Origin of the sequence: Niveibacterium sp. (assembly GCF_041909475.1) — a bacterium.
In the GTDB taxonomy this organism is placed as follows: domain Bacteria; phylum Pseudomonadota; class Gammaproteobacteria; order Burkholderiales; family Rhodocyclaceae; genus Niveibacterium.
The window spans coordinates 87582-113380 of the sequence record NZ_JAYRDJ010000001.1; the positions used below are offsets into that span (position 1 = coordinate 87582).

The window sequence follows — 25799 nt, forward strand, 5'->3', positions numbered from 1 at the left end:
ACAGGAGACGAAAAGATGCAACGCAGAACCGCTTTGGCGACCGCGCTGGCCTTGGCCGCAGCCGCCTACATGCCCGTACTGAGCGCGGCCGACAAAGGCTTGGTGGGGATCTCGATGCCGACCAAGTCCTCGGCACGCTGGATCGCCGACGGCAACAACATGGTCAAGGTCTTCCAGAGCCGCGGCTACAAGACCGACCTGCAGTACGCAGACGACGACATCCCGAACCAGCTCGCGCAGATCGAGAACATGGTCACCAAGGGCGTCAAGGTGCTGGTGATCGCGTCGATCGACGGCACCACGCTGACCGATGTGCTGCAGAAGGCGCACGACAAGGGCGTCAAGGTCATCGCCTATGACCGCCTGATCAAGAACTCGAAGAACGTCGACTACTACACCACCTTCGACAACTTCCAGGTCGGCGTGATCCAGGCGCAGTCGCTCGAGAACGCGCTGGGTCTGAAGCAGGGCAAGGGCCCGTTCAACATCGAGCTGTTCGGTGGCTCGCCGGACGACAACAACGCCTTCTTCTTCTACAACGGCGCGATGTCGGTGTTCGATCCGTACATCAAGAGCGGCAAGCTCGTGGTGCGCTCGAAGCAACTGGGCATGGACAAGGTCTCGACCCTGCGCTGGGACGGCGCCGTTGCGCAGGCCCGCATGGACAACCTGCTGTCGGCCTTCTACGCCAAGGACAAGGTCAACGCGGTGCTGTCGCCGTATGACGGCCTGTCGATCGGCATCCTCTCGTCGCTGAAGGGTGTCGGTTACGGCACCGCCGGCCAGCCGTGGCCGTATGTCAGCGGCCAGGATGCCGAGGTGCCGTCGGTCAAGTCGATCCTGCGCGGCGAGCAGTACTCCACCGTGTTCAAGGACACGCGTGAGCTCGCGAAGGTCACGGCTGACCTGGTCGACGCGGTGCTGCAGGGCAAGCAGCCGGTGATCAACGACACCAAGACCTACAACAACGGCGTGAAGGTCGTGCCGTCCTACCTGCTCAAGCCGGTTGCCGTCGACAAGACCAACTACAAGCAGGTGCTGGTGGATAGCGGCTACTACACCGCGGACCAGCTGAAGTAAGCCGGATGCGGTGCCGCGCGGTGCGGTACCGCTGCGTTTGAAACCGGGTGGGCGGTGCGCCGCACGCCCGGTAATCGGAGGAGCAGAGTGGAATCCATCCTCGAGATGCGCGGCATCACCAAGCGCTTTCCGGGCGTGGTTGCGCTGAAGGACGTGAACCTCGCGGTGCGAGCCGGCGAGATCCACGCGATCGTCGGCGAGAACGGCGCGGGCAAGTCGACGCTGATGAAGGTGCTCAGCGGCGTGTACCCCTACGGCAGCTACGAAGGAACGATACGCTTCGAAGGGCGGGAACAGCGCTTCGAATCGATCGGCGACAGCGAAGAACAGGGCATCATCATCATCCACCAGGAACTGGCGCTGGTGCCGATGCTGTCGATCGCCGAGAACATCTTTCTTGGCAACGAACAATCACGTCGCGGCATCATCGACGAGGCACAGACACATCGCCGCACGGTCGAGCTGCTCGCGAAAGTAGGGCTCTCGGAGTCGCCGGATACGCCGGTCGGAGACCTGGGCGTCGGCAAGCAGCAGCTGGTTGAGATCGCGAAGGCGCTCTCCAAGCGTGTGAAGCTCCTGATCCTCGACGAACCGACGGCGAGCCTGAACGAGAACGACAGCCAGGCGCTGCTCGACCTGCTGCTGGAGTTCCAGTCGCAAGGCATCACCAGCATCCTGATCTCGCACAAGCTCAACGAAGTCTCGCGCGTCGCCGACACGATCACCGTGCTGCGCGACGGCTCGACGGTTACCTCACTCGACTGCAGCGGCGGGCCTGCCAGCGAGGATGTGATCATCCGTAACATGGTCGGCCGCGAGATGGCCGATCGCTACCCGCCGCGCACGCCGAATATCGGCGATGTCGTGTTCGAGGTGCGTGACTGGACCGTGATGCATCCGCTGCACCGCGAACGCGAGGTCACCAAGGGTGTCAGCCTGAACGTGCGCCGCGGCGAGATCGTCGGTATCGCCGGCCTGATGGGCGCGGGGCGTACCGAATTTGCGATGAGCCTGTTCGGTCGTTCCTACGGTCGGCATGTGAAGGGCAACGCCTTCCTGAAGGGCGCGCAGATCGACGTCAGCAGCGTCGAGCGCGCGGTGCATAACGGGCTGGCCTACGTCACCGAGGACCGCAAGGGCTACGGCCTGGTGCTCGAGAACGAGATCCAGCACAACATCTCGCTGGCACACCTCAAGGGCGTCGCCGCGCGCGGGGTCATCGACGTTGGCCGCGAGTTCTCGGTCGCCACCGAGTACCGCCGCAAGATGCGCATCCGCAGCGCGGACGTGTTTCAGCACGTTGGCAACCTGTCGGGCGGCAACCAGCAGAAGGTCGTGCTCTCGAAGTGGCTGTTTTCGGAGCCCGAAGTGCTGATCCTCGACGAGCCGACACGCGGCATCGACGTTGGCGCGAAGTTCGAGATCTACAGCCTGATGGCGCAACTGGCGGCCGAGGGCAAATGCATCGTCCTGATCTCGTCCGAAATGCCCGAACTGCTGGGCATGAGCGACCGGATCTATGTGATGAATGAAGGTGCTTTCGTGGCCGAAATGCCGGCCGCCGAAGCGAGCCAGGAAAAAATCATGCGGGCCATCGTCACGGCCGGCAAAGAAGGCTGAAGTCGGGAAATGAAAGACATGGATACGATGATGGAAAGTGCGGCACCGGCCGCCAGCCGTGGCAAATCCCTGCTCGGCTTCGTGAAGACCAACCTGCGTGACTACGGCATGCTGTTCTCGCTGGCGGTCATCATGGTGTTCTTCCAGTACATGACCGAAGGCACGCTGCTGCAGCCCCTGAACATCACGAACCTGGTGCTGCAGAACAGCTACATCGTGATCATGGCGCTGGGCATGTTGCTGGTGATCGTTGCCGGGCACATCGACCTCTCGGTCGGTTCCGTTGCGGGCTTCATCGGCGCGCTCGCGGCGGTGCTGATGGTCAATTACCACTGGCACTATCTGCCGGCGGCGCTCGTATGCCTGGGCGTCGGCGCGGTGGTCGGCGGCCTGCAGGGCTACCTCGTGGCCTTCCACAAGATCCCGTCCTTCATCGTTACGCTGGGCGGCATGCTGGTGTTCAAGGGGCTGGCGCTGGCCTTGCTCGCCGGGCAGTCGGTCGGTCCCTTCCCGCCCGAGTTCCAACTGCTGTCTTCGGGCTTCATCCCTGATCCATTTGCTGGTGAAGCACTGCGGCTGACCTCGATGGCACTCGGTGTTGTCGGTGCGGTAGCGCTGCTTTATACCGGGCTGCGGGCGCGGGCGAACAAGACGCGCTACGGTGCGCAGGTTGAGCCGCTAGGCCTGTTCCTCGCGAAGACCGGTATCTTTGCAGCGGCGATCCTGTTCTTCACCTACCTGCTCTCCAGCTACAAGGGTCTGCCGAACGTGCTGGTGATCATGCTGGCGCTGACGCTGATGTTCGACTTCGTTACCAAGCGCACAACGATCGGTCGCCGCATCTACGCGCTGGGCGGCAACGAGAAGGCCGCACGGCTGTCGGGCATCAAGACCGAACGGCTGTCCTTCCTCGCCTTCGTCAACATGGGCGCGCTTGCGGCGCTCGCCGGCCTGGTCTTCGCTGCGCGGTTGAATACCGCAACGCCGAAGGCGGGCCTGGGTTTCGAGCTCGACGTGATCGCCGCCTGCTTCATTGGTGGGGCGTCAGCTTCCGGCGGGGTGGGCAAGGTCATGGGCGCAGTGATCGGCGCATTCATCATGGGCGTGATGAACAATGGCATGTCCATCCTGGGTATCGGTATCGACTACCAGCAGGTGATCAAAGGCCTGGTGCTGGTCGCCGCCGTGTTCGTCGATGTCTACAACAAGAACAAGTGAGCGCTTCCGATGCATGAGCCGATGCCGGCATCCGCGATGAACTACGGCGACAATGGGGGCAAGCAGCTCAACCCCTTGTTGCCGGGCTACTCCTTCAACCTGTATCTGGTAGCAGGGGTGACCCCGATCATCGAGAACGGGCCGCTGGATTTCTTCATCGACCGCCCGAACGGCATGAAGGGCTTCATCATCAACATGACGGTGAAGGGCGAGGGCAAGGTGGTCGACGGCGATGAATCCTTCATCTGTCGCACTGGCGACCTGCTGCTGTTCTCGCCTGAAACCCCGCACTACTACGGCCGCGCGCCGGGTAGCCCGGACTGGTATCACCGCTGGGTGTACTTCCGTCCGCGTGGCTACTGGGCCAACTGGCTCAAGTGGCCGCACCCGACGCGACGCGTGGGCAAGCTGAGCCTCGGTTCGCCGGAACTGATCGCCGAGTTCGATGCGCTGTTCCAGGAAATCGACCGCACCCATCGCGGCGAGCGGCGCACGTCGGAAGAGCTCGCGATCAACCTGCTCGAACGCCTGCTGATCCGCGCCTACGAAGAGCGGCCGGAGAACCTGCCCAAGCCGATCGACAGCCGCGTACAGGCGGCCTGCCAGTTCATCGCCAAGAATCTCGCCGATGACCTAGGCCTGGACGACATCGCGCGGCATGTGTGCCTTTCGCCGTCGCGCCTGGCCCACCTGTTCCGCGAGCAGATGGGCATGAACATCGTGCGCTGGCGCGAAGATCAGCGTGTGCTGTTGGCAAAGCACCTGCTGCAGAGCACGCGCACGCCCGTATCGCGCGTTTCGGAAATCGTTGGCTACGAAGACCAGCTCTACTTCTCGCGCGTGTTCCGAAAACGGGTCGGCATCAGCCCGAGCGGCTATCGCAAATCCTGCGATACCGAACCGCATCCGCTGGTCGACCCACAGCTGATGACGCCGTTGGCAACTTTTGCCTTTGAGGCACTGCAGAAGGGGAGCAGGGGATGAACTTCCGCCTCGTGGCGCTGGATCTGGATGGCACGCTGCTCGACAGCCGCTTGCAGATCCGCCCCGAGTCGGCCGCGTCGATCGCGGCATTGCGCGAGCGCGGCATCGGCGTGATGCTCGTGACCGGGCGCCACCACGCTGCCGCGGCACCCTATCACCGCGCGTTGGGGCTCGATCTGCCGGCGATCTGTTGCAACGGCACCTACCTCTACGACTACGCCCGAAGCGAAGCGCTGATGCCTAACCCGCTATCGCGCACCCAGGCACTGTTCCTGCTGCGCAAGATCCGCGAAAGCGGCATCCACGCGCTGATGTACATCCGTAACACGATCACCTACGAACGCGTCGAACCCCATCTTGCGCGCCTGCTCAAGTGGATCGAAACACAGCACCCGGAAGACCGCGCCGCCTTCCGACGGGTGGCCCGCTTCGAGGATGTGGCGGTCACCGCCGATATCGTGTGGAAGTTCGCGCTCACGCATCCGGTTACCGAACCGCTGCTGGAACTGGTTGCTGAAGTGCAGCGCGAGATGGGGCTCGCCTGCGAATGGTCCGGCAGCAACCGTGTCGATATCGCCCAAGGCGGCAACAGCAAGGGTGCCTTGCTCGCCCGCTGGCTTGCCGAGAACGCAATCGCCCCTGAAGACGTCATCGCCTTCGGCGACAGCCCCAACGACATCAGCATGTTGCAGCTCGCCGGCGTCGGCGTCGCGATGGCCGGCTGCCTGCCCGAAGTCCGCGAAGCCGCCGACTGGCTCGCCGGCCCGAACGACAGCGACACCATCGCACGCACGCTCGAACGTTTCGTTCCTGCGTAGCGTCCGGCCGCCAGTCGATCCACGCAGGGGGCTCGCGCCACCGATCGGTCGGTGCGACTCAAGTCTCACGCAGAATTCCCGTCAATTGCATCGTGAACGGCGTTGCGCTTGGCTGCGCCGGCAGAGACAGGGAGCCGCATGCTACGACCCGCGACACCGCCTGACGAGGCGCAGCGCCTTCAAGCGCTGCGTGATTTGCTGGTGCTCGATACCGAGCCCGAGGAGCAGTTCGATTCGGTCACGGCATTCTGTGCGACTGCATTTCGTGTGCCGATTGCCTTGGTCAGTCTGATCGATGCCGACCGCCAGTGGTTTAAATCTCGGGCGGGGCTCGATGCTTGCGAAACCGGGCGCGACATCTCGTTCTGCGGCCATGCGATCCTGCAGGATGAGCCCCTGATCGTGCCCGATGCGCTGGCAGATGTGCGTTTTTCCGACAATCCGCTGGTCACCGGTGATCCGAAGATCCGTTTTTACGCTGGCATGCCCTTGCGCTTGAGCAGCGGTTTCCGCATTGGGACGCTCTGTCTGATCGATCGCAAGCCTCGCCGCCTGGAGCCGGAAGAGCTTGAGTTGTTCCGCGATCTCGCGCGCCTGGTTGTTCGCGAGCTCGAAGCGCGTCCGCTCGGCTGATACGACGGCAAGCTCACTTGCGCTCGCTCAGCTGGGTTTCCAGGATTGCGCGACCGCGCCGAGCGCGGCCGAAGCAACGGTTGCAGCCACGGATATGGCAGGCAGCGCAAGAATGCTCGTGGCGGCGGCAAAGGCAGCTGCCGTGTTGATCGCAACCGTCGCAGCGCCAAGCGTGTTCACCGTGTAAGTATGGGCCTGGTTGCGCAGGCGGCTGCGCTCCAGTTCTTCAGCCTCAGCAATCGCGATGTCCTTTAACGCGCAGACCTCGCTGCGCAGATCGCGGAAATCCCACACCACGCGGCGCGCCTGCATCGTGCTGAGCTGCGCCACGGCCTGGGGGCGCATGTTTGCAAGCGCTTTGGTCATGCGCTGACGTGCGCGCTCCGATACGCCAAGGGCTTCCAGCAGCCCGTCTTCAATGCGATCGAGAAAGAACTGGAAGGCTCGCCCCTCGGCGAGCACCCGCGCCGCTTCGTCGCGGATCTCCGAGCCTGGTTCGCGCAGCAGCTGCGTGAGTGCGGTGTCGAGTACCGAGTCGTCGATTGACGACAGCATCTGGCAGGCGGTGACCAGCGCCAGGCGCAGGAGCCGGTCCTTCTCGTCCTGTTTGACTGCGGCGGCCTCTTCGCGCAGGAAGAGATCAAGATCGTCGAGGCGGCTGGCAAAGCCCGAGGGGAGCGTGAAGATCATGGCGAGGCCTCCGGAACTGGGGGCTCCGCCGCGCGGCCTGCAGGAGCTGGCGGTGCGCGAAGCGCGGCGGGAGCTTACCCGGAGGTATAGGTCACAGCGGGGGCGAGGTAACCCTTGTTCACCGCTTCGTCGATGACCCCGCGCGCGTAGGCCCACAGACGCTCGGAGCCGTCGGCGATGACGTGGTTGCGCGCCAGCACCTTGTCGGCCGTCACGCCGTTCGCCTGCCACGCGCGGCCCTGCGTATGCAGGTTGTGCAGCATTGGCATCAGGCGGTCGAGTGCGTTGGCGAAGCGTGCGTCGATGGTTTCGGCGGCCTCGAACTCGTCCCACAGTGCGCGCAGGGCTGCGCCGGTGTCGGCCGGCAGCAGGCCGAACAGCCGGTCGGCGGCGGCATGTTCGCGCGCTTCCTTGTCGGCATGGGCGGCGGTGTCGTAGGCGAAGGTGTCGCCGGCGTCGATTTCAACCACGTCATGCAGCATCAGCATCATTGCGGCGCGCGTCGCATCGACGGGCGCATTCGCGTGCTCGGCCAGCACTAGCGCCATCATCGCGACATGCCAGCTGTGCTCAGCGGAGTTCTCGCGACGCTCTCCGTCGAGCAGCCAGCTCTGACGCAGCACACCCTTGAGCTTGTCGATCTCCAGGACGAAGCGGATCTGTGCGTCGAGGCGTTTATGCGGGCTCATGCGTTGCTCCAATGAAAAAGGGCGCCCGAAGGCGCCCTCAATACTACAAAGGAAACTTTGAATCAGCGCAGCGCGGCAGCCAGCGCGTCGGCTTCGAGGCCGACGATCAGGTGCATCGCACCACCTTCGACCGGCATCGTGGCTTGCACGCCCGCGTTCTTCAGCGCGGCGGTATCCACCTTGGCGGCATCGGCGAGTTCAACACGCAGACGGGTTGCGGCGAGCGCTTCGAGCGCCTTGACGTTGGCGGCGCCACCGAGGGCTGCGCGGATCTTCTCGGCGCGGGCCTTCTGCTGGGCGTTGGCGCCAACCGGTGCAGCAGCTGCCGGTGCAACCACAGTTGCCGGTGCAGCAACGTCAGCCTCGGCACCGGTGGACTTCAGGTAGTCCTCCATGTCGCCCTTCATGTTCTCCGACAGCGGGCCAAAGATGGCCTGGATGCCGTTACCGACCACCACCACGCCCGATGCGCCGAGCGCCTTCAGGCGGGCCTGGTCGACACGCGACGGGTCGGCTACGGCGATGCGCAGGCGGGTGATGCAAGCGTCCAGGCTCTTGATGTTGCCACGGCCACCGAAGGCGATCACGAGGTCGCGGGCCTTGCCGCCCTTGCCTTCGCCCATGGCTTGCGTAGCGCCTTCTTCTGCGGCGTCTTCACGACCCGGCGTCTTCAGGTTGAACTTGACGATCACGAAGCGGAACACCGAGTAGTAGATCGCGGCGTAGATCGGGCCCAGGATGAAGACGTACCACGCGCCTTGGGACTTGTTGCCGATCAGGTTGAACATCAGGAAGTCGATGCCACCCTGCGAGAACGTGAAGCCCATGTGCATGCCGAGCGTGTTCGCGACGAACTGGCACGAAGCCGCGAGCAGAGCGTGGATGAAGTACAGCACCGGTGCAACGAACAGGAAGGCGAACTCGATCGGCTCGGTGATACCGGTCAGGAACGAGGTCAGCGCGGCCGACACCATCATGCCGCCGACGGCCAGCTTGTTTTCCGGCTTGGCGGTATGCCAGATCGCGATTGCAGCGGCCGGCAGACCAAACATCTTGAAGAAGAACGCGCCAGCCAGCACGCCTGCAGTTGGGTCACCCGCGAAGAAGCGGTTGATGTCGCCGCTCACCATCTTGCCGGTGCTCGGGTCGAGGAAGCTGCCCATTTCGAAGAAGAACGGCACGTTCCAGATGTGGTGCAGGCCGAACGGGATCAGCAGACGCTCGACGAAGCCATATACCGTTGCGGCGGTACGCGGATCGCTGACCGCAGCCCAGTGCGAGAAGGTCTTGATTGCGCCACCGATCGGGGGCCATACGAAGGAAAGCACGGCGCCCAAGGCAATCGCGGCGATCGCGGTGACGATCGGCACGAAGCGCTTGCCCGCGAAGAAGCCGAGGTAGGCCGGCAGTGCGATGCGGAAGTAGCGGTTGAACATGTAAGCCGCCAGGCCGCCGGCGAGGATGCCGCCGAACACGCCGGTCTGGATCGAGGGCAGGCCCATGATCGTGTCCGGCTTGATGCCCATGATGCCCGCCATGACGCCCAGGGTGACCGTCATGACCAGGTAGCCGATGGTCGCGGCGATGGCTGCAACGCCATCGTTCTCGGTAAAGCCCAGTGCAACGCCGATGGCGAAGATTAGCGGCAGGTTGCCGAAGATCACGTCGCCTGCGTTCTTCATCAACGACAGGATCGCGAGGAAGACGGTGTTGGTGGTGTGGAAATCGGTCGCGCCGAGACCCAGCAGCAGGCCTGCCACAGGCAGGACGGCCACCGGCAGCATCAGCGCTTTGCCGATCTTCTGCAGGCCAGCGAAGGCATTTGTGAACATGGTTTTGTGGCTCCTCAAGGGGACTTGGTTTAATCAGCAAACTTGGCAAGCCGGGCACGCACTTCGGCGGCGGTACCCAGCGACAACACTTCCTGCGCGAGCGCCTGGCATTCCGCCATCGTCACGCGCGCCACCGTGGCCTTGACCGCTGCGATGGCGGGGACCGACGCGGAGAGTTCTTCGACGCCGAGGCCGATCAGCACGGGAACGGCCATCGGGTCCGACGCCATGCCACCGCATACGCCGACCCACTTGCCGTGCTTCTTCGCGCCTTCGCAGGTCAGCGCGATCATGCGCAGCACAGAGGGGTGCAGGCCGTCGGCCTTCTTCGCGAGCTTCGGGTGGCCGCGGTCCATCGCCAGCGTGTATTGGGTCAGGTCGTTGGTGCCGATCGAGAAGAAGTCCGCTTCGCGGGCGAACTGCTCGGCCATCACGGCGGCAGACGGCACTTCGATCATCACGCCTACCTTGACGTTGGTGTGGCCGGTGGCCGCCTGCTCCTCGGCGAGAATCGCCTTGGCCTCACGCAGCTCTTCGAGCGTCGCGATCATCGGGAACATGATGTGCAGCTGGGCGAGCGGGGCCGTGCGCAGGATCGCGCGCAGCTGGGTGCGGAACATGTCCGGCCGCTCCAGGCTCACACGCACACCGCGCAGCCCGAGGAAGGGGTTCTCTTCTTTCGGCAGCGGCAGGTAGGGCAGGGGCTTGTCGCCGCCCACGTCCAGCGTTCGCACCACCAGCGGGCGCTCGGTGCCGAGGGCTTCAGCCACCGCCATGTAGGCGGCCGCCTGTTCTTCCTCGTCCGGCGCGGTGTCGCGGTCATCGAAGAGGAACTCCGAGCGCAGCAGGCCAACGCCTTCTGCGCCATTCGCCACGCCTTCCTGGGCGTCCTTCGCGTTGCGTACGTTGGCGACGACTTCGATGCGCACGCCGTCGGCGGTATGCGCGGCCTTGTGCGCGGCGGCTTGCTCGGCTTCGCGCTTGGCCGCCTGGCGGGCCATGCGGGCCTGGGCGTCGGCAAGCTGCGCCTCGGTCGGGTTCTTGCGCAGCGTGCCACGCGAACCGTCCAGCACGACCTGCGTGCCATCAGCCAGCGCCAGCACCGCTTCATCGATACCGCACACCGCCGGGATGCCGAGCGAGCGCGCGAGGATCGCGACGTGGCTGGTTGCGCCACCGGTGGTGGTGCAGAAGCCCAGCACCTTGCTGCGATCGAGCTGTGCGGTGTCGGACGGCGTCAGTTCCTCGGCAATCAGGATCGAGCCAGCCGGCACATCGATCTTGGCCTGCGTCACGCCGGCAAGCGTGGCCAGCACGCGGCGGCCGACATCGCGGATGTCGTTGGCGCGTTCGCGCAGCAGCGCGTTGTCGAGCTTTTCAAGTTGCGCGGCGTAGCGAGTGAAGGCTTCACGCCAGGCGAAACCGGCGCTCTTGCCGGCGGATACGCCTTCGATCGCCAGGTCGACCAGTTCCGGGTCCTCCAGCAGCTCGATATGGGCGTCCATGATCTGCGCCTTGGACGGATCGTTGAGGTTGGCCTTGAGCGCTTCGATGGCGGTGCGGCCTTCGTGCAGGGCGGCGTCCAGACGGGCACGCTCGCGTTGCGGCGATTCGCCCTTCTCGGCTACGTCGATGACCTGCTGACGGTATTGCACGATGCGGCCAACGGCGAGGCCGGGCGAGGCGGATACGCCGCCCAGCTCGTCGGCGTCGGTCGGCGTTGCGCGTGCCGGCGCGGCAGCCTTCGGTGCGGCAGCGGCCGGTGCATCCCCCGCCTTCTCACCACAGCCTTCAGCGAGCAGCTTGGCGACGGCAGCAGCGGCGTCACGTGCGTCGGGGCCGGTGGCCTTGACGACGATCTGGTCACCTTGCTGGGTCGACAACCCCATGATCGCGACGACCGACTTGGCATTCGCTTCGTCGCTGCCGCGTGCGATGCGCACGTCGGACTTGAACTTCTTCGCCTCTGCTGCGAGTACCGCAGCCGGGCGCGCGTGCAGGCCGGACGGATTCGGCAGGCTGACCGGGCCGGCGGTTTCGGTGCTGCCGCCGACGGCCGCGGCGACGCCAGCGGCGCCGACCATTTCGACGCTCAGCACCACGTCGCGGCCGGCTTCCACCGCACCGCTCTTCGCGTGCATCGCGGCAACCTTGTCGCCGTTAGCGATGATGATCTGCGTCAGCAGGCTCGCGGCCTTGCGTGCCACCAGATCCGGGTTGAAGCGGATCAAGGTTTGGCCGACCGTTACGGTGTCACCCTGTTTGACCTTGGGCGTAAAGCCTTCACCCTTGAGCATGACGGTGTCGATGCCAATGTGCACCAGCACTTCCAGGCCTTCCGGCGTGGTAATCGTGAGCGCATGGTGGGCGCTGTGCAGATTGGTGACCGTGCCGGCGACCGGTGACAGCAATTCCGGGCTCGTCGGATCGAGCGAGATGCCGTCGCCGACCATCTTCTGTGCGAAGACCGGATCAGGCACCTTGTCGAGCGGGAACAGGATGCCGGACAGCGGCGCGACGATGTCGATTGCGCCGGTGCCGACAGTAGGAGTTGCACCCGCGAGATCGAGCGTCAGCACTTCGGTCTTGCCGGCTTCCGCCTTGCCGGTTGCGGGCTTCATGCGCGCAACCAGATCACCGTTGGCGATCACCATCTGGGTCAGCAGGCTGCGCGCCTTGCGGCCGACGAGATCGGCGTCGAAACGGATCAGCAGCTGGCCGGCGGTAACCTGATCACCCTCGCGAACCTGCGGCGAAAAGCCTTCGCCTTTCAGCATCACGGTGTCGAGGCCGATGTGCAGCAGCACCTCGATGCCTTCCACCGAGCGGATCGTCAGTGCATGGCCGGCGCTGTGTAGTTGGGTGATCGTGCCGGCGACCGGCGCGAGCAGTTCGTTGGAGGTGGGGTCGATCGAAATCCCGTCGCCCACCATCTTCTGGGCAAAAACGGGATCCGGCACGCTTTCGATCGGAACAATCAAGCCCGACAACGGGGCGACTAGCTGCAACCTGGGTGCGTTTGCACGCATTGATGTCTCCTGGCGGAATTATCTGGACTGGTCCGGCGCGACTCCCCATCGCATCGAACTAGGGGTAAACCCCAACATAGGGTTTACCCTAGTGCGCAAATTCGATCAAGGACTTGAGTTACATCATAGGAAGCGCTTATGGGGTTCTGCCCACAAAGCTTGTCGGGGTTGACGAAATCGGTATGCAGGGCGCGAAGTCGCGCTCCCAGCTTGCTTCTTGCGGCGATTGCGGGATGGCGATGGATTTTTGTGCTGCGCCGTCGAGGTGGGTGTTGGCGCAGGTGGGGAGTTTGCGGTCCGTACGGGCGGACGCAGGCCTTGCGGGTGAGCTGAGGCGTGCTGGTGCCGACTTGTGTGGGGCGGGAAGGATGCTGCGAACGCGTGCGCGAACGCAGAAAAAGAAAAACCCGCCAGTTGGCGGGTTTCTCATCGAGGCAAACCAGGTCAGCTCAAATTACTTGAGCTTGGTTTCCTTGTAGAGCACATGCTTCCGGGCCTTCGGGTCATATTTCATGAACTCGAGCTTACCGGGAGTGGTGCGCTTGTTTTTGTTCGTGGTGTAGAAATGGCCGGTGCCCGCAGTGGACTCCAGCTTGATCTTTTCGCGACCGCCTTTGGCCATGATGTTCTCCTAGTGAGGGCGGGATCAGACTTCGCCGCGAGCGCGAAGCTCGGCGAGGACGACCTCGATGCCCTTCTTGTCGATCGTGCGCAGACCCGCGTTGGACACACGCAGACGGACGAAGCGGTTCTCGCTCTCAACCCAGAAACGGCGCGACTGCAGGTTGGGCAGGAAGCGACGCTTGGTCTTGTTGTTTGCGTGCGAGACGTTGTTGCCCACCATGGGGCCTTTACCGGTAACTTGACAGACGCGGGACATGAAACGCTCCGATGAACCTGTTTGCTCGAAACCCACGATTCTATCCAGAAATGGGGTGGCGAATCAAGTAGTTTCGGCGGATTGATTGGGTGGCGCGGTACTGAAAGATCCAAACAGCATGTGTTGGCTCACAGGTTGGCTCACAGCAGGCCGCGTTCGGCGAAGGAAAGCGGCCGTGCGTTGCCAGCCACGATGAAGTGATCCAGCACGCGAACATCGACGAGCGCCAGTGCCTGTTTGAGGCTGTTCGTCAGCAGTTCGTCGGCGCGGCTGGCTTCGGCACAGCCGGAGGGGTGGTTGTGCGCGAAGATCACGGCCGCGGCGTTGTGGGAGAGCGTGAGCTTGACGACCTCGCGTGGGTACACGCTGGTCTGGTCGAGCGTGCCGCGAAACAGCTCTTCGGAATGGATCAGGCGATTCTGCGCGTCAAGCAGCATCACCATGAAGACCTCGTAGGGCAGGGCGGCGAGCTTCAGTCGTAGCCAGTCGCGCACTGCGCCGGGCGAGCTGAGCAGGTCGCGTTCGCGCATTTCTTCGCCCAATGCGCGGCGTGCCATCTCGATCACGGCCTGCAGCTGCGCGAACTTCGCGCTGCCCATGCCGGGCACCGCAGCGAAGTCGTCGACCGGCGCCGCGAACAGGCGCGTCAGACTGCCGAAGCGGCTGATCAGCTCACGCGCAAGGTCGACCGCACTTTTTCCCTTGATGCCCACGCGCAGGAAGATCGCCAGCAGCTCGGCGTCGGACAGCACCGCCGCGCCATGTGCGAGCAGGCGTTCGCGCGGGCGTTCGTCTTCGGGCCAGTCGGTGATCGCCATGTCGTGTCCTTGCAGTGGGGCGGTAGAATCGGGCCTCCATCCTGCCGCGTAATCTGGATTACATGTCATGAGCATTTTCACGGGCAAGCGCATCGTGTTGGGCGTCTCCGGCGGCATCGCGGCCTACAAGGCGGCTGATCTCGTGCGCCAGCTGGGCAAGCAGGGCGCCGAAGTGCATTGCGTGCTGACCGAAGCGGCGGCGAACTTTGTTACGCCAGTCACCTTCCAGGCGCTGAGCGGCAACCCGGCCTGGGTCGATGCATGGGATACACGCCAGAGCCGAAACATGGCGCATATCGATTTGACCCGCGGCGCCGATCTGCTGCTGGTCGCGCCAGCCACCGCCGACGTGATGGCGAAGTTCGCGCACGGCATGGCGGACGACCTGCTCAGCACCCTGGTGCTGGCGCGTGAATGCCCGCTGGCGGTGTGCCCGGCGATGAACCGGCAGATGTGGGAGAACCCCGCCACGCAACGCAACCTCGCGCAACTGCGTGCTGACGGCGTCGCCGTATTCGGCCCAGCGGCCGGTGAGCAGGCCTGCGGCGAAGTCGGTATGGGGCGGATGCTTGAACCGCTGGATATCGTTGCCGAAGTCGCGGCCTTCTTCACGCCCAAGCGGCTGGCCGGCAAGCGCGTGCTGATCACCGCCGGGCCGACGTTCGAACCGATCGACCCGGTGCGCGGCATCACCAATATCAGCTCGGGCAAAATGGGCTTTGCGTTGGCGCGAGCTTGTGCGGACGCCGGCGCCGACGTCACGCTGGTGGCGGGCCCGGTCGCCCAAGCGACACCGCGTGGCGTTGTGCGTATCGACGTGCAGACGGCTTTGCAGATGCGTGATGCGGTGATGCGCAACGTGCTGGCGGCCAATGTTTTCATCGGCGTTGCCGCGGTGGCCGACTACCGGCCGGCGACGGCTGCCGATCACAAGATGAAGAAGACGGGTGGCGAAGGGCTGACGATCGAACTGGTGCAGAACCCGGACATCCTCGCCGAAGTCGCATCGCTGCCGAATCCGCCGTTCTGCGTGGGTTTCGCGGCAGAAAGCCAGAATCTCGACGAGTACGCCGCCACCAAGCGTGCGAAGAAGAAGGTGCCCTTGCTGGTTGGCAACCTGGTGCAGGACGGCATGGGAGGCGACGACAACCGCGTCGTGCTGTTCGACGACGCCGGTCGCCACGAAGTGCCGCACGGCGCCAAGGACGCGGTTGCCGAAGCCATCGTGAAACACATGGCCGGCATGCTCGCCTGAACCGAAATTCCCTGAATCCGATACTGGAGCCCGACCATGCATCACATCGACGTCAAGCTGCTCGACCCGCGCCTGAAGGAAAGCCCGCCGCATTACGCCACGCATGGCTCGGCCGGCCTTGATTTGCGGGCGTGCCTTGATGCGCCGGTGACGCTGGAGCCCGGTGCCACCTTCCTGGTGCCGACCGGCATGGCGATCCACCTGGCCGACCCCGGTTTGGCGGCCATGATCCTGCCCCGCTCGGGCTTGGGCCACAAGCACGGCATCGTGCTCGGCAACCTCGTCGGCTTGATCGATTCCGACTACCAAGGCCAGATCTTCGTGTCGGTCTGGAATCGTGGCAACAAGACCTTCGTGATTGAGCCAATGGAGCGTATCGCGCAGCTGGTGGTGGTGCCGGTGCTGCAGGTGGGCTTCAACGTGGTCGACGACTTCGACGCTTCGCATCGCGGCGAGGGCGGTTTCGGCAGCACCGGCCGGGGCTAAGGGTGTGCCGATGTTGCGCAGCGGCTTGCGCCTGATTTGCGCGCTGCTTGCGGCCGGCGGTTTTTCTGCGGTTGCTCGCGGGACCGATGAGCCGGTAACGGTGGTCTTTCGCAACAAGCCTCCGTACAGCTATGTCGAAAATGGCGTGCAGAAAGGTTTTCTGCTCGATCGGGCGCGGCAGCTGTTTGCGGCGGCGGGTTTGCGCGCCACGTTCGACGAGATGCCACCGGCGCGCATGTGGGCCGAGTTGCGCGCAAACACCTCGCCGTTTTGTTCCTTCGGTTGGTACCGGCTGCCCGAGCGTGAGGCGTTTGCACGGTTTTCGCTCCCGATCCATACCGACCGGCCGCAGGTGGTGCTGACGCGTGCGGAGATCGTGCCGCGGCTGCGGCGGTACGCGAGCTTCTCGGCGCTGTTGCAATCCGGGGATCAGCGTTTTGGTGTGGTTGATGCGGTCTCGTACGGCCCTGAACTAGACCGCCTGATTGCTGGTGCGCGTTTGCCTGTGTCGCGCGTACTCGATGCGCCGGTGCGAGCGATCTGGATGCTGGCGGCGGGCCGCTTCGACTTCATGATCGTCGACCAGGATGATCTGGATTTCTACCTTTCGAACACCCCGGATCTGAAGAAGCAGAAGCTCGTTCGGGTGGATTACCCCGATATGCCGCCCGGCATGACGCGACATATTCTCTGCAGCCGCCAGGTGCCGGAGCAGTGGATGCAACGCCTTGATGATGCGATCCGCAAGCAGGCTGAGGCGCCTCGCCGGCGCTAGCGGTCAGGCCTCAGCGCGTCAGGAATTACGCGCAACGCGTTGTGCCGAACAGCGCGGGGTAGTCGGCCTCGGGCACCACGCTGACTTCGATGCTCGGCGTGTGCTCGCCGCCGCCGACGATCACGCCGCGCAGCGGCGTGACGTCGCCGAAGTCGCGCCCCCAGCCGAGCGTGATGTGGCCAATGCCTGCCTGCACGCCGTTCGTTGGGTCAAATTCCACCCATCCCGAGTTCGGGCACCACACTGCGATCCACGCATGACTCGCATCCGCGCCGACCAGGCGAGGGGAGCCGGGTGGTGGCGTGGTCAGCAGGTAGCCACTCATGTAACGCGCCGAGAGCCCGAGGGAGCGCAAGGCCGATAGCATCAGGTGCGCGAAATCCTGGCAAACGCCGCGGCGCTTGCGCAGGACTTCCATGACGGGCGTCGCAACATGGGTGGCTTCGGGATCGAAGGCAAAGTCAGCGTGGATGCGGTTGTTGAGCGCCCGCACGCTGTCGAGCAGCGACTTGCCGGGCGCAAATGAACGGGCGGCCCATTCGGCGAGTTCGCGCTTGACGCGCACATGGCGCGATTCGAACAGGAAGCGCGCTGCATCGCGTTCGCCCGCATCCGGGCGATGGCCGGCGCGGAAAACCAGGCGATCGCGCACCGACTCCCAGCTTGGGGATTCAGCCGTTTGCGGACGTTCGCCAAGCTCGACCCAGCTTCTTGCATGTACATCCAGGCCGTGATGCTGGAGCGCGATGGCGAGCGTTTCGATCGGGTTGCCGAAGGCATCGATTCCGGCCAGCCGTTCCGACGGCTCGGGGGTGGCTTCCAGTTCGTGCGATATCACGCGTTGCCAGGGCAGGGCGCGCGGCGTCACGTGCAGCACATGGCGCCCCAGCGCGACCGGCCGCCCGTAGTCGTAACGCGTGAGGTGCGAGACGAAGTAGCGTGCCACGGCGCCGCTCCCGCTTTCGGTTGCAGCGCTCACGCCGCCTCCGCGCTGCGCAAGGCCTGTTCCGCGTGGCTGAAGAATCGTAGTGAAAGCTCGTCGGACAAACCCCAGGCCGTAAGCTGCGCGCGGGCCGCGAATGCGGCGAGCGCGTCGAGTTGCGGATTGCCCGGTGCGGCTTCGCCCAGCAGTGCGAGGTTGTGGTAGCGCGTCGGGTCGAAGCGTCTCAGGGTTTCCAGCAGCGGAGCCGGGTCGTTGTCGAAGCGTGCGCCGAAGTCTCGCCCGAGGCGGCTGAGGTAGCGCGCGAGCACATCCAGCTGGAAGCCCAGCGCATGCGGGTTGTCGCGGTCGAAGACGATCAGGTCCAGCACCGGCAGCATTTCCGGCTGGCGCTGGTATCGGCTGCGGTAGGTGACGATGCTGTTTGTTGCCTCCAGCAGCCACTCGAGCCCGTCGGCATGCTGCCGCGCATCACTCTGCAGGTAATGGCTGATCAGGCCACCTAGGCCCGCGAGGCGCTCGATACGGCGACCGAGCAGCAGAAATCGCCAGCCGGCGTCGCGCACCATGTCGTCCATCGCGAAGCCGGCGAATGACACACAGAGCAGCATCGCATGGTCGAGCGCTTCCGCTGCGCCAGCAATGCCGGGGGCCGCATGCTCCAGCACCTGCGGCAGGCGATTGAGTGCATGCCAGTTGTCGGCCGACAGGCGTTCGCGGACCTGGCTGCCGGCGCGCTGCAGGCGCCGGGCGTTGGCGTGCAGGCTGCCGACCGCCTGTGCGTCCAGAATGGCATCGAGCCAGTCCGCGTCGGAAGGCTGGTCGGGTGCTTCGCCCTCGTCGTCGGGTTTGCCGAGCAGGCCTTGCGCGCGCGCCACCGCGGCGAGCGACTGCAGACCGCTCAGCGCGTCGGCGTCACCGTCCGACAAGCGGTTGATCGCCGCGCGCAGCAGGCGCACCTGTGCTTCGCAGCGCTCCGCGTAGCGGCCGAGCCAGAAGAGGTTTTCGGCGATGCGCGACGGAATCACCGCCTCGGCGCGCAGCAACTCGGGGGGAGTTATTGGCGCGCTGGCGAGTGGCTCGCGAGCGACGGGCGCCTTGCTCAGCACCCAGATGTCCTTGCTCGCGCCGCCACGCTGCATGGTCACGACGTCGTCATCGGCTTCGGGCGCGACACGCGCCAGACCGCCGGGCATCACACGGTAGCCGTCGGGCGTTGCCAGCGCGAACACGCGCAAACCCACCGAGCGCGGCGCCACGCGGCCGTCGGCCTGCAGCGACGGCGCTTGCGACAGCCGTACCCATTCTTGTGCGAGGAAGGCGTGCGGCGTTGCGCGCAGGCGCTCGGTAAGCGCCGCGCGGCCAGCTGAATCAAGCCGATGGCCGAAAACAGGCTCGGGGCTCATGCCGGGGAAGGCGGGCTTGATTACAAGCTCGTCGAGGTGTTCCAGCACATGCGCGAGGGCCGGCGCTTCGCCGCACCACCAGGTGGCAACCGAGGGCAGGCGCATGGTCTCGCCGAGCAAGCGTTCGCAGATGCCGGGCAGAAAGCCGTGGATGCCGGTGGTTTCCAGCACGCCACTGCCGAGCGCGTTGGCGACCAACACATTGCCGGCGCGCACCGCCGCAAGCAGGCCGGGGATGCCGAGCGCCGAATCGGCGCGCAGTTCTGCCGGGTCGCAGTAGTCGTCATCCAGGCGGCGAAGGATCGCGTGCACCGGTTGCAGGCCCTGCAGCGTCTTCATGTAGACGCGGTCTTGCCGCACCGTCAGATCCTGCCCCTCGACCAGTGCGAAGCCGAGATGGCGGGCGAGCAGCGAATGCTCGAAGTAGGTCTCGTTCCAGGGGCCGGGTGTAAGCAGCACGATGCGGGGTGTTTCGCCCGCGGCGACGGGTGCGATCTGGCTGATTGCATCGCGCAAACTGCGCAGGAAGTCTGCCAGGTGGGCGACATGTGCGCTGCGGAAGAGATCGAGTTGTCCGCGCGCAACGAGGCGGCGGTTCTGCATCGCGTAGCCCACGCCGGATGGGCCTTGCGTGCGGTCGTGCACAACCCACCAGCGGCCGTCTTCCGAGCGTGCCAGATCGGCTGCGTAAAGATGCAGCCAACGCCCGCCGACCGGCGAGATGCCCTGGCAGGGCCAGAGATAGCCCGGGTGGCCGAAGGCCAGCGCGGGCGGCAGCAGCCCCTCGCGGATCAAATCCTGCGGGCCGTAGAGGTCTGCGAGGATGCGGTCGAGCAACTGGGCGCGCTGCGCGATGCCGAGCGAGATCGTCTGCCAGTCGTCCGCGCTGAGCACCAAGGGGATCGGATCGAGCGACCAAGGGCGATCGGCGCCCTGCGGATCGGCGTAGACGTTGTAGGTCACCCCATCGAGTTCGACCATGCGGCGCAACGCGTCGGCCTGGCGCGACAGCGCTTTGCCGCCGCCCGCATCGAGGGCGGCAACCAACGCTTGCCACGCGTCGCGCGGTCGGCCGTCCGCCTCGAACGCTTCGTCGAAATGGCGGGGCGGGCAGCGGTAATGGGCAAACGGTGCTGCGGGCATCAATCAACCGGAGTGCAAGGCGGTGAGGGCAGGGTACCCGAAGCGGAATCCGGGTGCTCGATTGGTGATGCCCTCACCCGTTTCAGCGTCGCCGCAGGTCCAGCGTGAACGGGAACTCGCCCTGTGCCGGGGCGGGCGCCAGGCGCATTTCACCCGGCGTGTAGCCGATGCGGAAGAAGCGCGCCAGGCGCCGGCTTTCAGCCTCGTAAGCGTTGACCGGGAAGGTCTCGTAATTGCGCCCGCCCGGGTGGGCGACGTGATACTGACAGCCGCCAAGACTACGCTGCATCCAGGTGTCGACAAGGTCGAAGGTTAGTGGACCATGTACGCCGATCGTCGGGTGTAGGCAGGATGCCGGCTGCCATGCGCGATAGCGCACGCCGGCAACGTATTCGCCGACCTTGCCGGTGGGGTGCAGCGGAACCGGCGTGCCGTTCACCGTGAGGCAGAAGCGATCGGGCGCCATGCCGGCAAGCTTGACCTGCAGACGTTCGACCGAGGAATCGACATAGCGCACCGTGCCGCCGACGGCGCCTTCTTCGCCCATGACATGCCAGGGCTCCAGCGCGGTGCGCAGCTCCAGTTCCATGCCTTTGACGGCGAGATCGCCGATCTTGGGAAAGCGGAATTCCATGTGCGGCGCGAACCATTCCGGCTGGATTGGGTAGCCGGCAAGCTGCATGTCTTCCACCACATCGCGAATGTCCTGCTCGACGAAGTGCGGCAGCAGGAAGCGGTCGTGCAGTTCGGTACCCCAGCGTACGAGGCGCGGTGGCGCATAGGGTTGCTGCCAGAAGCGCGCAATCATCGAGCGCAGCAGCAGTTGCTGTGTGAGGCTCATGCGCGAGTGCGGCGGCATTTCGAAGGCGCGCAGCTCCAACAGACCGAGTCGCCCTGTTGGCCCGTCGGGCGAGTACAGCTTGTCGATGCAGAACTCGGCTCGGTGCGTGTTGCCGGTGACGTCGATCAGCAGGTTGCGCAGGATGCGGTCGGCAAGCCACGGCGGGCAGCTACCTCCGCGTGCGAGGCGCTCGATTTCGCCGAAGGCGATCTCCATCTCGTAGACCGAATCGTTGCGCGCTTCATCGATACGCGGCGCCTGCGAGGTCGGGCCGATGAAGAGACCGGAGAACAGGTAGGAGAGTGCCGGGTGATTGTGCCAGTAACTGATCAGACTGCGCAGCAGATCGGGCCGGCGCAGGAAGGGCGAGTCAAGCGCTGTTTCGCCGCCCAGCACGAAGTGGTTGCCGCCGCCGGTGCCGGTGTGGCGGCCGTCGATCATGAACTTTTCGGTGGTCAGGCGGTACTCACGCGCCGTGTCGTACAGATGGGTGGTGCGGTCGACCAGCTCATCCCAGGAGTTGGCGGGATGGATGTTGACTTCGATGACACCCGGGTCGGGCGTTACGCGGAAATGGGCGAGCTGTGGGTCGCGCGGAGGCTCATAGCCTTCGAGCAGAACGGGCGTATGCAAGGCTTCGGCCGTGGCTTCGACGACCGCCACGAGTTCGAGGTAGTCCGCGAGCTCGCTGGTGGGTGGCATGAAGATGTAGAGCACGCCGTTGCGGGCTTCTGCACACATGGCCGTGCGTGTGATCCAGCCCGCGCTTTCCTTGGGTTGAGGGCGTCGTGCGTTGCCCGCGGGTGGGTCATTCGCAGCGGCGAGGCCGAGCAGGGCGTCCGCCACCGGTTGCAGCGGCACCGGGGGGCGCGTCTGCTGCCGAAGTGCTGCGTGCGGGGGAAGCGGGGCGGGCCGTTGCGCCGGGTCCGCCGCGTGAATCCAGGGATAGTCGGTTGCGCTGGCCCAGGGCTGTGAGTCGAGCGGCAGGCGATAGCCGAGCGGCGAATCACCGGGGATCAGGTAGCAGCGTTCCGAGCGCAGGAACCATGGCCCGCTTTGCCAACGGTTGCCCCCCGTTGCGCGGGCGACGGGCAAGGCGTAGCCCGCCACCTTCTTGAGGCCCTGGGTAAACACGCGCATCAGGCGATCGCGCTCAAGCGGATCGTCCAGCCGAGAATCGAGCGGATCGACGTTGCCCGGCAGGCGGCGCTCGCGCCACATGTAGTAGAAGCTGTCCTCAAACGCGGGGAAGACAAACTCCGGATCCAGCGCAAGGCGCTCTGCGATGCCGCGAAGGAAGCGGCCGGCGAGGATGTCATCGGCGTTGCCCGGTTTGGACTCGTCCGCGATCAACGCAGGGTCGCGCCAGATCGGCTCACCGTCCTTGCGCCAGAAACAGTTGAGTGACCAACGCGGCAATTGTTCGCCGGGGTACCACTTGCCCTGGCCGAAATGCACCAGCCCCTGTGCCGCATAGCGCTCGCGCATACGGTGGTAAAGGTTGGCTGCGAGGCGTTTCTTGTCCGGCCCCATCGCGGCGGTGTTCCATTCGGCACCATCCGGGTCGTCGATCGATACGAAGGTTGGCTCGCCGCCCATCGTAAGGCGGACGTCCATCGCCTTGAGCTTGGCGTCGACATCGTGTCCCAGCGCTTCGATGGCCGCCCACTGGTCATCCGTGTAGGGCTTGGTCACCCGGGGGGCTTCCCAGATGCGCGTGACTTTCATCTCGTGCCCGAAAGTCACTTCGCACTTGTCGAGTGCGCCGGTGATCGGTGCGGCAGAAGACGGCTCCGGCGTGCAGGCGAGCGGGATGTGGCCTTCGCCCGCGAAGAGCCCTGAGGTCGGGTCAAGTCCGATCCAGCCGGCGCCGGGCAGGTATACCTCGCACCAGGCGTGCAGGTCGGTGAAATCCACTTCGGTGCCGGAAGGGCCGTCGAGTGACTTCTGATCAGCGGCTAGCTGGATCAGGTAACCCGAGACAAAGCGTGCGGCAAGCCCGAGGTGGCGCAACAGCTGAACCAGCAGCCAGGCCGAGTCCCGGCAAGAGCCGCTGGCCTTCGTTAGTGTTTCTTCCGGTGTCTGCACGCCTGGCTCAAGGCGGATCAGGTAGCTGATGTCCTGCTGCAGCTGTTGATTGACGGCGACGAGGAAATCAACGCTGGGCGTTGGTTCGCGCGAGATCTTCGCGAGGTACTGCGCAAAGCGCGCGCCGCAGTCTCGCTTGGCGAGATACGGCGCGAGTTCGATCTGCTGTGCCGTGTCGTATTCGAACGGAATCTTCTCTGCCCGCGGTTCGAGAAAGAAGTCGAACGGATTGATGACCGACATTTCGGCCACCAGATCCACCTCCACCCGCAGTTGGATGGTCTTCTCCGGAAAAACCAGGCGTGCGAGGTAGTTCGACTGCGGGTCCTGCTGCCAGTTGATGAAGTGCTTCTCGGGCTGCACCTTCAACGAGTACGACAGGATCCGCGTGCGGCTGTGTGGCGCAGGGCGCAGGCGAATGACCTGGGGGCCAAGGTTGATCGGGCGGTCGTAGTCGTATGTGGTGACGTGGTGCAGGGCTACGTGGATCGACATCGCTCGATTTCCTTCTCGTGCGGGGATTCGCACAAGCTGACTAGCAAGGAGCGAACCAGCGCGCAGCGGTGTCCAGATACCTCTTATGGCGGCACTGGAACGGGGCGTGCCGCGCAGCGACGGGGCGCGATGCACTGTTCAGAGGCATGTCTGCACCGACAGGTGGCGACTGCGATCGCACGATCTAGACTGAAACAGTGGCACCAAGGGTGCTCTCGGGCCGGACGGTCGTTCGGTCGGGCGTTCAGGTCAATCGGGGAGGCAACATCATGGGATCGCAGGTTACCCAGGCTGCGTTCGGGCGTAGTGCAGGTCGGCAACTTCCGTTTTCCGAGGGGTTGGACCGGATCGAGGATGTACCGCCCGTGTTTCGCGCCCAGTTGGCGGCGCGTTTCGGCGCAATGCCCCCCCGCGCGATCATCCACACACCGCGGTTTGATACGTTTGGCCTTTGCGTTGACGAGAACCTGTTGGCGATCGGGGATGATTTCTGGTGTGCCGCGTTTGCGACGGATGGCGTCGTTCGGCTATGTGAAGCGCGCTTTTCAGAAACCCGTCTGGCGACATTTTCCCAACTGCTGCTTCATGGCGAACTGCGCCTCGACTCGGGCGATCCGGCCTCCAGCTGTGTGATTGCCTTCAACATGGTCGTATCTGATCTATTTCGCGCCGTCGTTCGCATGGTGCTCGACGGTTTCCCCGAACCCTTCGTGCCCGCGGCGCGTGCCGACGTCATGGCGGAGTCGGTCGACGCGCTGTCCTTCAAGCTGCGCAGTGCGCTTCAGGAGTCTGCGCCCTCAAATGGGCCGCTGCTCGGGCTGGCGAGTTGGCAGGCTGCCGAATCGGGCCGGCGTGCGCGCGACCCGGCGCCGGCCGGTTTGCTGGCGGCTACTGCGCGATGCCTGTTTGCGATACTTGACGCGCTCCCGCCGCGGGAGGGGCAGCCGCATGGCAGCTTTGATCGCTGGGGCAAGGTGGTCACTTATGTGAACCGCGGCTTCCCCGTCGCGTGGACCCTCAGTAGCGTCGAATACGGATCCGAGCTTTGCCTGTTGATTGGCCATGGGCGCGCGGCGAGCGTGCGGATTGGCCTGCCGTCAGCCGCGGTGCTTGCCGTGGAACGTTTGCTCGAACGCCTGCATGAGCCGCCTGCGCCAACCTCAATGCGCTGACGGTGGCCCAAGGGGGTCAGCGGCGCAGCAGCCCGATCTCGCTCGCAGTCTGCTCGCCGATCAGGCATTGCGAGAGGCTTCGCGGCTGCTCCGGCGGCCCGCTGACACTTGGTAGTCGTCCCGCCATCAGCTCGCAGAAGTGCTGAGGCAACCGCGGTGAAGCGTGAGGCTGTGCATAGCCCTGCGGATAAACGGGCTCCAGTGATGCCGGGTCGTATTTGTCCGTTGCGCCCAGTGTGTGTAGCAGCTCGTGCGCGATCACCACAGCGTTTGCCTGTTGCATCGCGCGGTCCGCAAACACATGGGCGATGGCAATGTGCCCGCGTTGTAGTCCGTGAGAGGCCGGCACTTTGCCGGTTTTTCCGTCGTGGTAGATCACGAATAGGCGTACGTTCGGGCGTATTGCTGGTGTTGGCAAGCGCCACGCCCACCACCTCAGCTTCAGGCTCCATAGCACCGAATCCAGTACGCCGGCACGTTGGGGCGGAGAGGGCGGTGCAGTGTTCAAGGGCGGTTGGAGGTTGAGGCGAACCGGTTGCAGGGTCGCCACACCATAGCGCTTCACCTCGTCTGCCAGGAATTGTTCGATCTCGGCAAAGCTGTCCCGTTCGAGCGTCGCGATACGCTGTGCCGCGGCCGGGCTGCCGTCCCCGCTTACTGGATAGACCGCGACTTGCAGTGTGTCGCGCCAGCTGGTTGCAGCGCGCTGTGCGCGCCAGGTTTCCAAGGCGATGGTCGCCAGAATGAGTAGAAGAATCGTGATCCGGATGCGTTTCCACATCCAACCAATAATGCCATGGCATGCCGCCGCAGCCCCGTCAACACGGCTTCTTGATCTGCAACAGCCACGCTGCCGACGCGGTTTTGCCCGCCACATGCCCTGTGAGATAATCCGCGCCGCACTGCA

21 protein-coding genes are annotated in these 25799 nt (G+C 64.7%); 10 read left to right on the plus strand and 11 right to left on the minus strand.

Annotated elements, in window-relative coordinates; translation table 11 throughout:
• Positions 1-15: 15 nt before the first annotated feature.
• The 6 genes from chvE (at position 16) to ACE3P0_RS00435 (ending at position 6353) form a co-directional block, all read left to right on the plus strand.
• On the plus strand, positions 16-1080 hold the full coding sequence (chvE, locus tag ACE3P0_RS00410; RefSeq protein WP_374398742.1) for a multiple monosaccharide ABC transporter substrate-binding protein: 1065 nt from the start codon (positions 16-18) through the stop codon (positions 1078-1080).
• A gap of 87 nt (positions 1081-1167) precedes the next feature.
• Positions 1168-2700 carry a multiple monosaccharide ABC transporter ATP-binding protein gene (gene mmsA / locus ACE3P0_RS00415; protein ID WP_374398744.1) on the plus strand — a complete coding sequence of 511 codons (1533 nt, stop codon included), beginning with the start codon at positions 1168-1170 and terminating at the stop codon, positions 2698-2700.
• Positions 2701-2709: 9 nt separating this feature from the next.
• A complete protein-coding gene (gene mmsB / locus ACE3P0_RS00420; RefSeq protein WP_305847228.1) occupies positions 2710-3918 on the plus strand; it encodes a multiple monosaccharide ABC transporter permease in 1209 nt (402 codons plus the stop codon).
• A 9-nt stretch (positions 3919-3927) separates the two neighbouring features.
• A complete protein-coding gene (araC, locus tag ACE3P0_RS00425; RefSeq protein WP_374398747.1) occupies positions 3928-4902 on the plus strand; it encodes an arabinose operon transcriptional regulator AraC in 975 nt (324 codons plus the stop codon).
• Entirely contained in the window at positions 4899-5720 is an 822-nt protein-coding gene (locus tag ACE3P0_RS00430) for a pyridoxal phosphatase (protein WP_374398749.1), read from the plus strand. Before araC ends, ACE3P0_RS00430 begins: the two co-directional genes overlap by 4 nt.
• A gap of 138 nt (positions 5721-5858) precedes the next feature.
• Positions 5859-6353: a GAF domain-containing protein gene (locus ACE3P0_RS00435; RefSeq protein WP_374398750.1), complete on the plus strand. Its 495-nt coding sequence runs from the start codon at positions 5859-5861 to the stop codon at positions 6351-6353.
• Positions 6354-6380: 27 nt separating this feature from the next.
• On the opposite strand, the gene ACE3P0_RS00440 is transcribed toward ACE3P0_RS00435, so the two are convergent.
• From ACE3P0_RS00440 to radC, 7 genes are all read right to left on the minus strand, one after another.
• The gene (locus tag ACE3P0_RS00440; RefSeq protein WP_374398752.1) at positions 6381-7043 is read right to left on the minus strand and encodes a hypothetical protein; all 663 of its coding nucleotides are present in this window, start codon (positions 7041-7043) and stop codon (positions 6381-6383) included.
• Between the two features lie 74 nt (positions 7044-7117).
• The gene (locus ACE3P0_RS00445; protein WP_374398754.1) at positions 7118-7732 is read right to left on the minus strand and encodes an HD family hydrolase; all 615 of its coding nucleotides are present in this window, start codon (positions 7730-7732) and stop codon (positions 7118-7120) included.
• Positions 7733-7794: 62 nt separating this feature from the next.
• A complete protein-coding gene (gene ptsG / locus ACE3P0_RS00450) occupies positions 7795-9564 on the minus strand; it encodes a PTS glucose transporter subunit IIBC (protein ID WP_374398756.1) in 1770 nt (589 codons plus the stop codon).
• A 29-nt stretch (positions 9565-9593) separates the two neighbouring features.
• Positions 9594-12593: a phosphoenolpyruvate--protein phosphotransferase gene (ptsP, locus tag ACE3P0_RS00455; RefSeq protein ID WP_374398758.1), complete on the minus strand. Its 3000-nt coding sequence runs from the start codon at positions 12591-12593 to the stop codon at positions 9594-9596.
• 454 nt (positions 12594-13047) lie between these two features.
• Positions 13048-13215, minus strand: a complete 168-nt coding sequence (gene rpmG / locus ACE3P0_RS00460) for a 50S ribosomal protein L33 (protein ID WP_172198374.1) — start codon at positions 13213-13215, stop codon at positions 13048-13050.
• A 24-nt stretch (positions 13216-13239) separates the two neighbouring features.
• Complete coding sequence (gene rpmB, locus ACE3P0_RS00465; RefSeq protein ID WP_172198377.1) at positions 13240-13473, minus strand: 50S ribosomal protein L28; 234 nt, start codon at positions 13471-13473, stop codon at positions 13240-13242.
• Positions 13474-13613: 140 nt separating this feature from the next.
• On the minus strand, positions 13614-14291 hold the full coding sequence (gene radC, locus ACE3P0_RS00470; protein WP_374398761.1) for a DNA repair protein RadC: 678 nt from the start codon (positions 14289-14291) through the stop codon (positions 13614-13616).
• Between the two features lie 67 nt (positions 14292-14358).
• Between radC and coaBC the strand changes: the two genes are divergently transcribed.
• The 3 genes from coaBC to ACE3P0_RS00485 are packed head-to-tail and all read left to right on the plus strand — an operon-like array spanning position 14359 to position 16807.
• Positions 14359-15546, plus strand: a complete 1188-nt coding sequence (gene coaBC / locus ACE3P0_RS00475) for a bifunctional phosphopantothenoylcysteine decarboxylase/phosphopantothenate--cysteine ligase CoaBC (protein ID WP_374398763.1) — start codon at positions 14359-14361, stop codon at positions 15544-15546.
• 36 nt (positions 15547-15582) lie between these two features.
• Complete coding sequence (dut, locus tag ACE3P0_RS00480) at positions 15583-16032, plus strand: dUTP diphosphatase (RefSeq protein WP_374398765.1); 450 nt, start codon at positions 15583-15585, stop codon at positions 16030-16032.
• A 10-nt stretch (positions 16033-16042) separates the two neighbouring features.
• Positions 16043-16807 carry a substrate-binding periplasmic protein gene (locus ACE3P0_RS00485; RefSeq protein ID WP_374398767.1) on the plus strand — a complete coding sequence of 255 codons (765 nt, stop codon included), beginning with the start codon at positions 16043-16045 and terminating at the stop codon, positions 16805-16807.
• Between the two features lie 25 nt (positions 16808-16832).
• On the opposite strand, the gene ACE3P0_RS00490 is transcribed toward ACE3P0_RS00485, so the two are convergent.
• From ACE3P0_RS00490 to ACE3P0_RS00500, 3 genes are all read right to left on the minus strand, one after another.
• Entirely contained in the window at positions 16833-17786 is a 954-nt protein-coding gene (locus ACE3P0_RS00490) for a transglutaminase domain-containing protein (RefSeq protein ID WP_374398769.1), read from the minus strand.
• Positions 17783-20296 carry a circularly permuted type 2 ATP-grasp protein gene (locus ACE3P0_RS00495; protein ID WP_374398771.1) on the minus strand — a complete coding sequence of 838 codons (2514 nt, stop codon included), beginning with the start codon at positions 20294-20296 and terminating at the stop codon, positions 17783-17785. The genes ACE3P0_RS00490 and ACE3P0_RS00495 overlap by 4 nt, the downstream gene beginning before the upstream one ends.
• Before the next feature lie 82 nt (positions 20297-20378).
• Positions 20379-23720, minus strand: a complete 3342-nt coding sequence (locus ACE3P0_RS00500; protein WP_374398773.1) for a DUF2126 domain-containing protein — start codon at positions 23718-23720, stop codon at positions 20379-20381.
• A 269-nt stretch (positions 23721-23989) separates the two neighbouring features.
• Here ACE3P0_RS00500 and ACE3P0_RS00505 point away from each other — a divergent pair, with 269 nt between their 5' ends.
• A complete protein-coding gene (locus tag ACE3P0_RS00505) occupies positions 23990-24892 on the plus strand; it encodes a hypothetical protein (RefSeq protein ID WP_374398775.1) in 903 nt (300 codons plus the stop codon).
• Positions 24893-24908: 16 nt separating this feature from the next.
• On the opposite strand, the gene ACE3P0_RS00510 is transcribed toward ACE3P0_RS00505, so the two are convergent.
• Positions 24909-25673, minus strand: a complete 765-nt coding sequence (locus tag ACE3P0_RS00510) for a hypothetical protein (protein WP_374398777.1) — start codon at positions 25671-25673, stop codon at positions 24909-24911.
• Positions 25674-25799 lie beyond the last annotated feature (126 nt).